Raw genomic sequence first — 12,357 nt, 5'->3', positions numbered from 1 at the left:
GGTTGAGTGTTGTGCGTGAGTGAGGTGCACGCGTCACGGCAGTGTCACAAACGTGCCCCAGGGACTCGCGGTAAGTTACCGGAGTTGGATTCTGAGTAAGGATCAGCGGCGTACACGTCCCGGGGGGAGGACACGCATGGAATCTCACGTGCCCGCTGGGCCCGAGGTCTGGACGCGTGGGCCGGTCGGCCCGGCGCCGCCCCCGCCCTCCCCACGACCGGATCGAGCACCTCAGCCGCCACGGCAGTTGGCCTGGGTCGGTGCGCACGGAGGGGCGGGCACCTCCACCCTGGCGGCCGTCTTCGGCGGCGTCGACCTGGGGCGGGAGTGGCCTCGGCCGGAACACGGCGAGCCGGATTCGGTGCTCCTGGTCGCCCGCACGCACGCCGCGGGGCTGCAGGCTCTGTCCAGAGCGCTGGACAGGATCAGGACGGGTGAGCACCCGGCCGGAGTGGAGGTCGCCGGGGCGGTGCTGGTCGCCGACGCGCCGGGGCGGCTGCCGCGCGACCTCACCCGGCGCGTCAAGGTGATCTCCTCGGTGGTCGAGGTCCACCGAGTGCCGTGGGTGCCCGGGTGGCGCATCGGTGACCTCACCGTCCCGCCGCCGCGCGAGACGGCGTCGCTGAGCCGACTGACCAGTGAGACGAACCAACCGCCGGAGAGCAAGAGTTGAACATGATGTTGGCCGTCGGCCGAAACGTGACCGACCCGTTGAACACGGTCCTGGGATACATCGCCTGGCTGGTCACGGCCGCCGCGGTGTTCGGGCTGCTGATCGTCGGGACGCGGATGGCGATCTCGTTGCGGTCCGGACAGGGCGACGAGCATCTGGTGCAGTTCGCCACCGTCATGGGGGCGTGCATCATCGGGGCCACCGCGGGACCCCTCGTGAAGTTCCTGCTGCGCTGAACGGCCCATGACACGGCTTCGCAGCAAACGTCACGAACATGCCACCGACCGGGCCCCAGCCGGCCATATGTCTTGGTGTCAGTGGCGACTGGAAACATGATCGCACCAGGATCAACGGCCGCAGCCGCACCGGCCGTTGCATGCGAAACGCACCACCACACAGCAGGCCGTCGGCGGACGAGCCGATCGAAATCGGGGAGACGAGATGTTCAGCAAGGCGCGTGACTACTTCCTGGCCGATCCCGTGCCGCAGCCGGGGAGGAATGCGCCCCCCGAGCTGGCCGACAAGGTCAACGACGTCCTCGGCATCGTGGCATGGGTGGGCACGGCGGCCGGTGTGGCCGGCGTGCTGATCACCGGCGCCATGATGGCGATCTCCATGCGCCGCGGCGAAGGCTCGGAGCACATGGGCCGACTGGGCATGGTGCTCGGCGGCTGTGTCCTGGTGGCCACCGCGGGCCCCCTTGTGACCTTCGTCTTCGCCTGAACCGGAAGGAGCCCGAATCATGATGGCCTCCGGCCGGTCACGAGGGACAAGCGGAGAGTGGGAGAAGCCCTTCTGGCAGCAGCGGGGCTGGCAGATCTCGGCCGCGTTCCTGATCGCGATGGCCCTGATCGGGGGCATCGCCGTCCTGTCCAGCGAAGGGAACGACAACGGGGCGCCTGCGGCCCGGCAGTCCGCGGAGCGCTCGCCGGCGACCGGTGACGAGACGGCCGAGGCCCCGCAGGACACCGGCGAGCAGCGGCCGGCCGGCTGCCGTACGGACGACAGCGACCAGAACACCCGCCCGGAACCGCCGGCCGACATCCAGTGGCGCCAACTGAACTCTTCGCTTGTCCCGGTGTCGGCCACCGCGGGCCCGTTGAAGTTCGACGGACCCGGATGGTCCTGCTTCGCACACACTCCCATGGGTGCCGTCATGGCGGCCCATATCATCCCCAACCAGTTCGACGACACCAACTGGCGGGACGTCGTGGACCGTCAGATGCCTGCCGGGCCGGCCAGGGACGCGTACATCCGCAAGCGTTCACAACAACCCGACGACTCGGTGGTCAAGGCTCCGCCCGGCAGCAGGGGCACCTACGCCGGCTACTCGATCGTCTCCTACTCCGAGGAGCAGGCCACCGTGATGCTCGTGATGCAGGTTCCGCAAGGGGGTTACGGTGCCGGCACGGTGACCGTCGTCTGGGACGAAGGCGACTGGAAGCTCCGGCCGACGCTTTCGGGGTCCCTCCTGGAGACGGCCACCGCCGTGGGCGGTCTGGAGGGGTTCACGGTCTGGGGAGCTCCGGATGCTTCGTGAGCTGCCCGGCCCTGGCGACATACTCGACTGCGCCACCGATCTCGGCGGATGTATAGGCGATGCCACCCGAGGCGCGGGTCAGGCGGTAGCGGACTCGGCGGTCGGGGCCTTCGCGAATGCCATCGGCTCGGCCGCCTCCGCGGTGCTGAAGGCGCTCAACGGCGTCTGGCTGAAGGCCGGAAGCGAAAGCACTCTCGACCCCAAGGGGGAAACCGGGCTCCATACCATCCTCGCCGAGACCGACTGGATCGTCGGCTACGTGGCCGTAGCCTCGCTCCTCATCGCGGCGGCCAAGATGGCCTACGAACGCAAGGGTCAGCCCATGCAGCAGGCGTTCATGGGGCTGTGGAAGGTCATCCTCGTCTCCGCCCTCGCCCCCCTGCTGGCCAACCAGCTGTACCGGGCTTCGGACGCCTATGCGCAAGAGGTGTACGAGAAGGCGAACCTGGGTGAGACCGCCGAGACGGTCCTCGGGTTCACGACCCTCGCCAGCCCCGGCCTGATCTTGATCTTCGGTCTGCTGATCATGCTGGCGAGTTTTGTCCAGATCATTCTCATGTACCTCCGCCTCGGCGTGCTCATCATGCTGATCGGCACCCTTCCCATCGCGGCCGCGTCCTCGATGCTGGGCTGGGGCGAGGGATGGTGGAGGAAGCACCTCGGCTGGCTCGTCGCCTGGATGCTCTACAAGCCGGCGGCCGCACTGATCATCTACTCGGCCACGGCCATGACCCAGGACGAGAGCGGCGACAAACTCGAGAAGTCCATAGCCGGCATGGGCATACTCGTGCTGTCGGTGTTCGCGCTTCCCGCCCTGCTGAAACTGGTCGTCCCGGCGACCGCCGCACTGGGCGGCACTTCGGGCGGCACAGTCGCCATGAACGTCGCGAACAACATCGCCACCGGCGCCATCAACATCGCGAGCGGTGGATTGTCCGGCGGGGGCGGTGGCGGAGGCGGAGGCAGCCGGGGCGGCGGTTACCAGGCGCCGGCCGGCTCGCCCTCCACGGGTGCCGGCTCGCCCCCGGGCGGCACGGGCGGTGCGGGGGCAGCCGGTGGTGCGGCCTCCGCGGGCGCCGCCGGGGCCACCGCCGGTGCGACGATCGCCGTCCAGGCCGCGGCGACGGTCGCCCAGGCCGGTCTGGCCGCCGCGAACGAAGTGACCAACTCCCTCGACGACAACGACGGCAACAAGGGCCACAACCAGTAGGAACCGGTGGGTGAGGGGCTCATGCCCCGGCCTCCCACCCTGCCGAGGAGAGGAAGATCCATGTCCGAGCAGCGTTCCCTGCGCGAGTACCTCCGGCGCTACGCCGCCGGCGAGATCCCCCGCGAGGAGATGATCGAGACCGTCGCCGCCTGGGACTTCGAGGAGTCGGACTGGGAGGAGGGGCACATCGAGCCGTCGCACCAGGACAACACCTACGACGTCGTGGCCGGCGCAGCCCTCCTCGGGGACATCACCAGGGAGGACCTGGAGGAGATCCACCGCCGTCACACGGCCCGCCGCGGATGACCGGCGAATACCAGCAGCTCTACCAGGAGCTGCAACGCCGTATCGCTCCCGGGGGCGACCTCGCCCCCGGCCCGCGGGACACCCGCAGCGTCCACTTCCGCGACGGCCTGTGGACCAGGGAGCGGGAACAGCTCCACCGGGCGATCCTGGAGCAGTTCAAGGACCAGTACCGCGACCACCCCCGCGACGGGCACGCCGTCCTGCTCACCGCCGGCGCGCCCGGCGCGGGCAAGGGCGGCGCCCAGGCCGGTCTCGCCCGGTGGCAGGGCCAGGACACCGACCTGGGCCGGGCACTCGCCCGCGCGCACGGAGTGGACCTCGACCGCTATGTGGTCCTCGACCCGGACCAGTTCAAGGTGGCCCTGTTCGAGCACGGCGGACTGCCCCGACTGGACGCCCGGGCCATGGCCCTGCCGTTCGGCCGGGAGCTGGCCCCGTCGGAGATGGCCTCGCTGACACATCGCGAGTCCGCTTATCTCCAGGACCAGTTCGAGGTCTGGGCACGCCGCGAGGGCTACAACCTCCTCTACGACGCCACCCTGAAGAACCTCGACAAGAACACCCGGCTGCTGTCCGACCTCCGGCGCGACGGCTACGCCCAGCGCGTGGTCCTGTCCGTCGAGGTCCCTCTGGAGCAGTGCCTGGCGCAGAACGCCGCCCGCTGGGAGAGCGGCCGTATCCGCTACGAGCAGGGCCTGGACGCCTACGGCGGCCGGATGGCGCCCGAGGGCATGATCCGCGACCTGTACGCGCAGGGCAGCTCCGGCCGCGGCTACTCCATCGGCCGGGAGAACGCCGAGCGCCTCGCCGACAAGGGCCTCGTCACCGCGCTGATCACCTCCGACCGGGGCGCGTTCGCCCAGGACGCCGCCACGCGCAACCCGCTCGCGCAGGCGCCGGCCTTCCGGCAGGACGACACCGTCATCCGGATCTCGGAGGCCGGGCGGCTGCGCTCGGCACCTCCCGGCCGGATCGCGGCCCAGCCCGCCGGTCCCCGGCCGGCCACTGCCGCGCCGCCCGTCCCGCGCCGGCCTCCCGGCCCCGGACGAAGCCTCTGACCTCCTCCGGAAAGGAAACCCATGTCCACCGACGCCATGACGCGTCCCACGTACGGGAACTGGCGGCGGCCCCGCCGTCCCGGCCTCGGCCCGCTCGGGCTGCTCGGTACCGTTGTCGCCTTCGGCGGACTCGTGGTCGTTCTGCTCGCCTCGCTGGTGTCCCTCGCCGCGGCCGTCGTCGTCCTCGTCCCGCTGGCGCTGTTCCTCGGCCCGCTGGCCCTGCGCACCGTGGACGGCCGCAACGTGTACCAGCTGCTGGCCGTCCGGATCGGCTGGATCAAGCGCAGGGCCAACGGCTCGCACACCTATGTCTCCGGCCCGCTGTCGCGGCGTCCCGGCGGCCGGTTCCACCCGCCCGGGCTGCTCTCCCGGGTGAAGATGCGGGAAGGCCGGGACGCCTACGACCGCCCTTTCGGGGTGCTGCACCACCCCGGCCGCAACCTCTACACCATCGTGCTCACCTGTGAGCCCGACGGCGGTTCGCTGGTCGACCCCGAGCAGGTCGACATCTGGGTCGCCGCCTGGGGCGACTGGCTGGCCCGGCTGTCGCACGAGCCGGGGCTGCGCGGCGCCCAGGTGGTCGTCGAGACCGCCCCGGACACCGGCACCCGCCTCGCCGCCGAGGTGCTGCCCCGCATCGTGCCGGACGCCCCCGCCGCGGCGCGCGCGGTGATGGAGGAGGTCGTGCAGCGCTACCCCTCCGCGTCCTCCGAGATGCACACCTACATCGCCCTCACCTACGGCACCGGGCCCGGTCCGCGGCGTGCTCCCGAGGACGTCATCACCGACCTGTCCATGCGCCTGCCGGGTCTGCTGTCCGGCCTGGTCGCGGCCGGCGGCGGCTCGGCCTCCCCGCTGTCCGCGGAGCGCATCGCCGAGATCGTCCGGGTGGCGTACGACCCGGCCATCGCGCCCGATGTGCTGTCCGTCCGCGCCCAGCACGCGAGCACCGGCCTGGACTGGGAGGACTGCGGCCCGGCCGCCGCCGTGGAGACGGTCGACGCCTACAAGCACGACTCCGGGGTGTCCCGCACCTGGATGCTGACCCTCGCGCCGCGCGGCACCGTGCGGTCCAGCGTGCTGCGCGGCCTGCTGGAGCCCGCGCACGGCACGCGTCGCAAGCGGGTGTCGCTGGTCTACCGGCCCATCGACCCGGCGACCTCGGCGCGGATCGTGGAGGCCGACCGCAGGGCGGCGCACTTCATGGCCGGTTCCCGCCGGGGCCTGGTCCAGGCCCGTGCCTCCTCGGAGGTCCGCGCGGCCGAGCAGACCGCGGCCGAGGAGGCCGCCGGCGCCGGTCTCGTGGAGTTCTCCCTGATGGTGACGGTCACCGTCGACAACGAGGAGGAACTCCAGGACGCCTCCATCACCGTGCGCAACCTCCAGGCGTCCTCCCGCATCCTGATGCGCCCCGCGGACCGTATGCAGGCGTCGGCGTTCACCTGCACGCTGCCGGTCGGCCTGCTGCCGTGGGAGTACACCCTCATCCCCTACCAGCTCAGGGAGACCCTGTGAGCAGGCGACAGCGGCCGGCCGCCCGACCGCCGCGCGAACCCGTCGTACCGGCGCGGGGCTGGCCCGGCCCGGGCGGAGGCCAGGTCGGGTATCTGGACCCGCCGTCCATGTGGCGTGCCACCACCGTGCAGGCCTGCGGCCTGTGGCCGTTCGCGGCCGGTTCGGGCGCGCCGATGACGGGCGTGCCCCTCGGGCAGCATCTGCACACCGGCGCGACGGTGTGCGGGGATCCCATCTCCTGGTTCACCCGGGCCCGTTACATCTCCAACCCGTCGCTGTTCATGCTCGGCATGCCCGGCCTCGGCAAGTCCACCCTGGTCAACCGGATGCTGATCGGCATGGCCGCGACCGGCATCGTGCCGCTGGTGCTCGGCGACCTCAAGCCCGACTACGCGGACACCGTGCGGGCGCTGGGCGGGCAGGTCATCTCCATCGGCCGCGGCGTCGGCGGCATCAACGTGCTCGACCCCGGCGCGATGGGCGAGGCCGCGGTGCGGATCGGCGGCGAGGCCGGCCGGGTGCTGGCCGCCGAGGCGCACGGGCGTGTGCTGAACATGGTCGCGGCGCTGGTCACGATCGTGCGCGGACGGCCGATGGACGACCATGAGCAGTCGGTGCTGTCCGCCTGTCTGCACCACCTCAACGACCGCACCAAGCCGGGCCGGCCCCCGCTGCTGCCGGATCTGCTGAAGGTGCTCGACGAGGGCCCGGACCGGGTGCGGGCGGTCACTCTGGACCGCGGTGACCGGGTCCGCTACCAGCAGGCGGTGGACCCGCTGCACCGCTCCCTGCTGGGCGTGCTCGACGGGCCGCTCGGCGACACCTTCGCCGCCGAGACGTCGACCCGGATCGACCCCAGCTCGCCCGCCGTGTGCGTCGACATCTCCCGGATCGGTGAGGCGGACACCCAGCTCACCGCGGCGGCGATGCTCGCCGCCTGGTCCGACGGGCTCGGCACGGTCGCCGCCGCGCACGCCCTGGCGGACGCCGGGCTCGGCCCGCAGCGCTGGTTCTTCACCGTCCTGGACGAGCTGTGGCGTCCGCTGCGGGCCGCCTCCGGCATCGTGGAGCGGATCGACGCCCTCACCCGGCTCAACCGCTCCCTGGGCCTCGGCGACGCCAAGATCACCCACACCCTGAAGGACGCGGAGGCGCTCGGCACCGAGGCCGACCGGGCCAAGGCGCGCGGCTTCGTCGAGCGGGCGGGCATGGTGGTGTGCGCCGGACTGCCCCGCGCCGAGATGCAGGAACTGGGCAAGATCGTCAACATGTCGGAGCGGGAGATCGAGCTGGTGTCGTCCTGGTCGTCCCCACCCGGCTGGGCCGGCACCGGCGACAGCGACGAACCCCCGGGCCGGGGCCGGTTCCTCATCAAGGTCGGTGGCCGGCCGGGCATCCCCATCAAGGTCGCCATCACCGACACCGAGCGGGCACTGCACAACACCAACACCCGCTGGACCGGCACCGAGCAGATCGTGCCGAGACAACCGGGGGAACCACGATGACCGCTCCCCGCAAACGCTCAGGTCCCCTGGGTCCCGACGACGTCCTGCCCTGGCTCATCGTGGCCGTGGCGGCCCTCGCCGGGGTGGTGTGCTGCGCGGCCTGGCTGGGCGGCTCGCTGGGCGCGGCGGTCGCCGGGGGCGGCTGGAACCCGCCGCCGTTCGCCCTGTCGAGCTTTGTGACCCTGACCCGGGAGGGACCGGCCGCGCTGTGGCCGGAGGCCCCCGCCGGGGCGGTGCTGGCCGGGATGGCCGTGGTCCTCGGGGTGTGCGTCGCCCTGGTGGTCGCCCTGATCATGCTGGTGCGCAGGGCGTTCACCAGGACCTCCACCACCGGTCTGGCCGGGCGCCGGGAGCTGGCCGCGCTGCTGCCCAAGGGCGCCGCCGCCCGGGCCCGCGAGCTGCGGCCCTCACTGCCGAGGACGGGCCGGCTCGACCCGGACGACACCGGCAATCTGCTGGGGAACCTGGAGCCGGGCGGCCCCGAGCTGCGCTCCAGCTACGAGGACGTCGAGCTGCATCTGATGGCCCCGCGGGCCGGCAAGTCCACCGGCATCGCGGTGCCGCGTGTGCTGCGTGCCCGCGGCAGCGTGCTGCTGACCTCCAACAAGGCCGACGTCTACAGCGTCACCCGGGCCGAGCGCGAACGCCACGGCAGGGTGTGGACGTTCGACCCGCAGGGCATCGCGCACACCCCACGCGCGATGTGGTGGGACATGCTCGCCGACGCGTCCACCATCGAGGGCGCCCGGCGGCTCGCCGGCCACTTCGTGGGGGCGGTCAACGACGACGCCTCCAAGCGGGACTTCTGGATCTCGGCGGCGCAGAACACCCTGACCGCCCTGTTCCACGCCGCCAGCCGGGGCGGCCGGCGCATCGACGAGGTGCTGGCGTGGCTGGCCGACCCGGCCGACCGCACCCCGATCGACCTGCTGCGCGACGCGGGCATGACCGCGCTGGCCGACCAGTTGCGCGGCACCGTCCAGGGCGCGGTCGAGACACGGGACGGCATCTACGAGACCGCCCGCCAGTGCGTGGCCTGTCTGCTGGACCCGCGGATCTCGGCCTGGGTCAGCCCCGACCCGCGGCTGCCGCAGTTCCGGCCCGAGACGCATGTGCTCAGCCGCGACACCCTCTATCTGCTCTCCAAGGACGGGGGCGGCTCGGCGGCCGGAGTGATCGCGGCCGCCGCCGACTCGGTGCTGCGCGCGGGTGTCGTCGCCGCCGAACGGATGGGCGGCCGGCTCGACCCGCCCATGACGGCCGTGCTCGACGAGGCCGCCAACGTCTGCCGGATCTCCGACCTGCCCGACCTCTACAGCCACTTCGGCTCACGCGGCATCAACGTCGTGACCCTGCTGCAGAGTTACCGCCAGGGCGTACGGGTGTGGGGCGAGCCGGGCATGGACGCGCTGTGGGGCGCCGCCACGATCAAGCTGCTCGGCGCGGGCCTGGACGACGCCGACTTCGTCGAGAAGGTCTCCCGGCTGGTCGGCGAGCACGATGTGAGCACGGTCAGCTACTCCCGCAGCAAGGACGGCCGGTCCCGCTCGACGTCCTACCGGCTCGAACGCATCCTGCCCGCCGACCGCATCCGAGCCCTGCCCAAGGGCACCGCCCTGCTGCTGGCAACCGGCATCAAGCCGGCCCTGCTGCGGCTGCGGCCCTGGTACCAGGAGCCGGACGCCGACCGCATCCGGTCCGCCGCCCAGGCCGAGATCCAGGCGATCACCTCACGCGCCGCCGGCAAGGAGAGCATCCACTGATGTCCGAACCCCTTCCCGAGCAGGCCCCGCCCGCCCCGCAGGCGCCGCTGTTCATCCTGTACCTGGACGGCGACGCGTACGAGGAGCAGCTGCGGATGCTGGTGACCTGGGTGCACTCGCTGCTGCTGCCCGTGTACGGCCGGGAGACCCACTCCGGCGCGCCCTGGTGTCCGCGCTGGTGGGAACACCTGGAGGCGGTGGCCCGGCTGCACGCCCTGTGGCTCGCCTGGCAGGAGCTGACCGATCCGCTGGCGGGCGCGACCGGTCCCTCCGTATGGCACCGTGATCACCTGGCCCCGGCGCTGAGCGAACTGCGCGACCCCGCCGGGCCGTTCGCCGGCTGCAAGGAGGGCTCCCACCGGGACAAGGCGATCCCGGTGGTGGAGCCGTACTGATCCACCGAGAGGACGTGCGGGACATGCGCAGGACGAGATCCGTGGTGAGTATCGCGCTGACGGCGCTGGTGCTGGCCGGCTGCGGCGGGGGCGGTTCCCCGGACGCCGAGGACGGCGGCAAGGGGCGCTCCGCCACCCCCTCCGCCGAGGCCTCCCCCGGTCCGAAGGGCCCGTCGGTGCTGCTGACGGTCCCCTCCGCCTACGACCCGGAGCGGGGCTGGCAGCACACGCTGGACTGGATGCCGGAGAACTACTCGGCGCAGCCCCTGGTGGCCGTCGGCACCCGCAGCGACACGGTCGCCTATGTGGACACCGCCGAGGACGGGTACGTCGTCCAGGTGCGGGACGCCTCCACCGGCACGGTCCGCTTCACGAGCCGGCCCTGGGAGCCGCCCGCCCCCCTGGAGGGCAACGGCCTGCTGGGGCACTCGGTGCAGCTGCCGTCGGTGGCGACGACCGTCCAGGACGGCCGTGAGTACGTCGTGCTGTGGGCCCACGGCGAAACCGGCGGCGACGCCCTCAGCAAGGGCGAGCAGTCCGTCCGCCTGCTGGTCTTCCCGGCCGACGCGTCGGGCAGCGCGGTGGCTCCCACCCGCGAGATCGACATCCCGGTCGAGGTGCTGGCGCCCGGCAGGGAGTACCTGCGGGTGGCCGACTTCGGCACGGGCCTGGAGGTCCACTGGGAGGCGGAGGACACCGCCCAGAAGGCCGTCGCCGTGGACGTCACCAACGGCACGCTCGACCGCTGCGCGGACGCCTGCGCCGAGAGCATCGGCCGCATCAGGACCGACCGGGGCTGGATCGTCTCCGACTACTCCCAGGACGCCGTGTCGATGCCCGGCGGCTGGGACATCCGCGACGCGGCCCCGCCCGGCGCCAAGTACCCGGAGGACGCGGCCAGCAACGAGTTCGTGGGCGTCACCGGCGGCCACCTCTTCACGCGGTGGAAGGCCGAGTCCGGTAGCGTCCTGCATTCCCTCACCGCCCTGCACGACGCCTCCACCGGCGAACTGGAGACCAGCGTCGTCTGCGACGATCCGCGCGGAAGCGAGGCGGTCGCCTCCCCCGACGGCCGCTTCGTCGCCGCCGGCACCGTCGCCTTCGATCTCCAGCAGCGCAGCGGCTTCTGCCTCGACGCCGGTGACGACCGCAAGGCGAGCGTGTACATCTGGTCGATCGCCGACGGCGGCACCGCCTACGGCACGCTCGACGACACCCGCAGGGACAACGAGCGGACGGCCGAGGTCGACCTGTCCACCGGCACCCCCCGGCTCCTCCCCGAGGGCACCCGCGTCCCCGACCTGACCCTGAAGGACACGGGCGTCTTCCTGACCCCGCACCACACCGGCGGACTGCTGATCTCGGCGCTCCGCACCAAGTGACGCCCCGGACCGACCGATCCCGGAGGAATACATGTCCCTTCCCCAGCTCACCCGGCTGCTGCGCTGGCAGAACCGCTGGTCCGGTCCGGCGCACACGCTCCTACGCGCCTTCCACGACCCCGCCACCCGGGAAACCGTGGTCATCGTGTCCGAGCTGGCGGACAACCCTACGGACCGCGGCATCACCGGGGATTTCCCCAGCGTCGCGGACGCCGCTCTTCCTGTACTGCGGCGACATCTGTCGCCGGACCTGGGCCACGTGGTCTGGATCGCACACTTCGGTGACTTCTCGTCCTACGATCCCGGCGGCCCGGAGACCTTCACACGCATGGACGTCACCGAGGTCGGCGGCGTCCACCAGGAGAACCTGCATGGTCATGAGCCGGTCACGGCTCAAGAGGTCACGGCCCTGCTGAAGGGCCACCCCTTGGCACCGGTGCCGGAGATCCTCACACGGCTGGGTTACCAGAGGTGACCGAGCTCGTCTCCGGAAGGGATGTGCTCGCGCAGGCCCGCTCGCTGTACCAGCACTACCGGCCGGCCGTCGAACCGACCGGCATGCGAGTGGCCATCATCCGCTTCACTGCCTCGCCTGAGGACCCCGCGGAGTGGCAAACGCGCCTGGAGGCCTCACGGGTCTCGGCCGAGCAGAAGGTGAAGGCCTTCGAGCACCTCGGGTTCCGTGCCGATCACGTCGTCATGCCGCCCGGCGCGCGCATCGGACACTTCGCGGACGTCCTCGACTACTACAGCCAGGACCCGAGTACGCGGGCGATCATCGTGCAGTATCCGCCGCCACAACAGCTGGCACCCCTTGTCGCCCGTATGGACCCCGCCAAGGACATCGACGCCCTGCTCAAGGACCGCTCCCCCTACCGGGCCTGCGCCACCGCCGAGGGCATCTACCGGGTCACCGAACCGTACGCGCAGGACGGGCCGGCCATCGCCGTGGTGGGCGCCCGCGGATTCGTCGGCCAGGGCGTGGTCGGCCTGCTCCGGCAGAACGGCCA

At 71.9% G+C, this 12,357-nt stretch carries 14 protein-coding genes; all 14 read left to right on the top strand.

The genetic code is table 11. The features are described from left to right. The first annotated feature begins 247 nt into the window (after positions 1-247). On the top strand, positions 248-673 hold the full coding sequence (locus ACIBAI_RS04020; protein WP_399030858.1) for a DUF6668 family protein: 426 nt from the start codon (positions 248-250) through the stop codon (positions 671-673). Between the two features lie 2 nt (positions 674-675). Continuing rightward, positions 676-909, top strand: coding sequence for a hypothetical protein (locus ACIBAI_RS04015; RefSeq protein WP_399030857.1), 234 nt, complete (start codon positions 676-678; stop codon positions 907-909). Between the two features lie 205 nt (positions 910-1,114). After that, positions 1,115-1,396, top strand: a complete 282-nt coding sequence (locus ACIBAI_RS04010) for a hypothetical protein (RefSeq protein ID WP_399030856.1) — start codon at positions 1,115-1,117, stop codon at positions 1,394-1,396. A 19-nt stretch (positions 1,397-1,415) separates the two neighbouring features. Further along, complete coding sequence (locus ACIBAI_RS04005) at positions 1,416-2,213, top strand: hypothetical protein (RefSeq protein ID WP_399030855.1); 798 nt, start codon at positions 1,416-1,418, stop codon at positions 2,211-2,213. Beyond that, on the top strand, positions 2,203-3,423 hold the full coding sequence (locus ACIBAI_RS04000; protein ID WP_399030854.1) for a hypothetical protein: 1,221 nt from the start codon (positions 2,203-2,205) through the stop codon (positions 3,421-3,423). Before ACIBAI_RS04005 ends, ACIBAI_RS04000 begins: the two co-directional genes overlap by 11 nt. Before the next feature lie 60 nt (positions 3,424-3,483). Next, positions 3,484-3,729: a hypothetical protein gene (locus ACIBAI_RS03995; protein ID WP_399030853.1), complete on the top strand. Its 246-nt coding sequence runs from the start codon at positions 3,484-3,486 to the stop codon at positions 3,727-3,729. After that, positions 3,726-4,787 (top strand): zeta toxin family protein, encoded by a 1,062-nt coding sequence (locus ACIBAI_RS03990; RefSeq protein WP_399030852.1) that lies wholly within the window; start codon positions 3,726-3,728, stop codon positions 4,785-4,787. The genes ACIBAI_RS03995 and ACIBAI_RS03990 overlap by 4 nt, the downstream gene beginning before the upstream one ends. 21 nt (positions 4,788-4,808) lie before the next feature. Next, the gene (locus ACIBAI_RS03985; RefSeq protein WP_399030851.1) at positions 4,809-6,302 is read left to right on the top strand and encodes an SCO6880 family protein; all 1,494 of its coding nucleotides are present in this window, start codon (positions 4,809-4,811) and stop codon (positions 6,300-6,302) included. After that, on the top strand, positions 6,299-7,807 hold the full coding sequence (locus ACIBAI_RS03980) for an ATP/GTP-binding protein (RefSeq protein ID WP_399030850.1): 1,509 nt from the start codon (positions 6,299-6,301) through the stop codon (positions 7,805-7,807). Before ACIBAI_RS03985 ends, ACIBAI_RS03980 begins: the two co-directional genes overlap by 4 nt. After that, a complete protein-coding gene (locus ACIBAI_RS03975; RefSeq protein WP_399030849.1) occupies positions 7,804-9,570 on the top strand; it encodes a TraM recognition domain-containing protein in 1,767 nt (588 codons plus the stop codon). Before ACIBAI_RS03980 ends, ACIBAI_RS03975 begins: the two co-directional genes overlap by 4 nt. Continuing rightward, a complete protein-coding gene (locus tag ACIBAI_RS03970; protein ID WP_399030848.1) occupies positions 9,570-9,965 on the top strand; it encodes a DUF4913 domain-containing protein in 396 nt (131 codons plus the stop codon). Before ACIBAI_RS03975 ends, ACIBAI_RS03970 begins: the two co-directional genes overlap by 1 nt. Positions 9,966-9,988: 23 nt before the next feature. After that, positions 9,989-11,347, top strand: a complete 1,359-nt coding sequence (locus ACIBAI_RS03965; protein ID WP_399030847.1) for a hypothetical protein — start codon at positions 9,989-9,991, stop codon at positions 11,345-11,347. 31 nt (positions 11,348-11,378) lie between these two features. Further along, positions 11,379-11,822 (top strand): hypothetical protein, encoded by a 444-nt coding sequence (locus ACIBAI_RS03960; protein ID WP_399030846.1) that lies wholly within the window; start codon positions 11,379-11,381, stop codon positions 11,820-11,822. After that, positions 11,819-12,357, top strand: a 539-nt coding sequence (locus ACIBAI_RS03955) for a tetrahydrofolate dehydrogenase/cyclohydrolase catalytic domain-containing protein (RefSeq protein ID WP_399030845.1), incomplete at its 3' end; no start/stop codon positions are given. The genes ACIBAI_RS03960 and ACIBAI_RS03955, both read left to right, overlap by 4 nt.

Source organism: Streptomyces sp. NPDC051041 (assembly GCF_044456065.1).
GTDB classification, from domain to species: Bacteria; Actinomycetota; Actinomycetes; order Streptomycetales; family Streptomycetaceae; genus Streptomyces; species Streptomyces glaucus.
Note: the sequence above shows the minus strand (reverse complement) of the source record. Positions and strands in the feature narration are given on the sequence as shown.

Bases quoted from the DNA above. Each gene is read 5' to 3' on its own strand.
- ACIBAI_RS04015 (WP_399030857.1), top strand. From the start codon at position 676: ATGATGTTGGCCGTCGGCCGAAACGTGACCGACCCGTTGAACACGGTC.
- ACIBAI_RS04010 (WP_399030856.1), top strand. From the start codon at position 1,115: ATGTTCAGCAAGGCGCGTGACTACTTCCTGGCCGATCCCGTGCCGCAG.
- ACIBAI_RS04005 (WP_399030855.1), top strand. From the start codon at position 1,416: ATGATGGCCTCCGGCCGGTCACGAGGGACAAGCGGAGAGTGGGAGAAG.
- ACIBAI_RS04000 (WP_399030854.1), top strand. From the start codon at position 2,203: ATGCTTCGTGAGCTGCCCGGCCCTGGCGACATACTCGACTGCGCCACC.
- ACIBAI_RS03995 (WP_399030853.1), top strand. From the start codon at position 3,484: ATGTCCGAGCAGCGTTCCCTGCGCGAGTACCTCCGGCGCTACGCCGCC.
- ACIBAI_RS03990 (WP_399030852.1), top strand. From the start codon at position 3,726: ATGACCGGCGAATACCAGCAGCTCTACCAGGAGCTGCAACGCCGTATC.
- ACIBAI_RS03985 (WP_399030851.1), top strand. From the start codon at position 4,809: ATGTCCACCGACGCCATGACGCGTCCCACGTACGGGAACTGGCGGCGG.
- ACIBAI_RS03975 (WP_399030849.1), top strand. From the start codon at position 7,804: ATGACCGCTCCCCGCAAACGCTCAGGTCCCCTGGGTCCCGACGACGTC.
- ACIBAI_RS03970 (WP_399030848.1), top strand. From the start codon at position 9,570: ATGTCCGAACCCCTTCCCGAGCAGGCCCCGCCCGCCCCGCAGGCGCCG.
- ACIBAI_RS03965 (WP_399030847.1), top strand. From the start codon at position 9,989: ATGCGCAGGACGAGATCCGTGGTGAGTATCGCGCTGACGGCGCTGGTG.
- ACIBAI_RS03960 (WP_399030846.1), top strand. From the start codon at position 11,379: ATGTCCCTTCCCCAGCTCACCCGGCTGCTGCGCTGGCAGAACCGCTGG.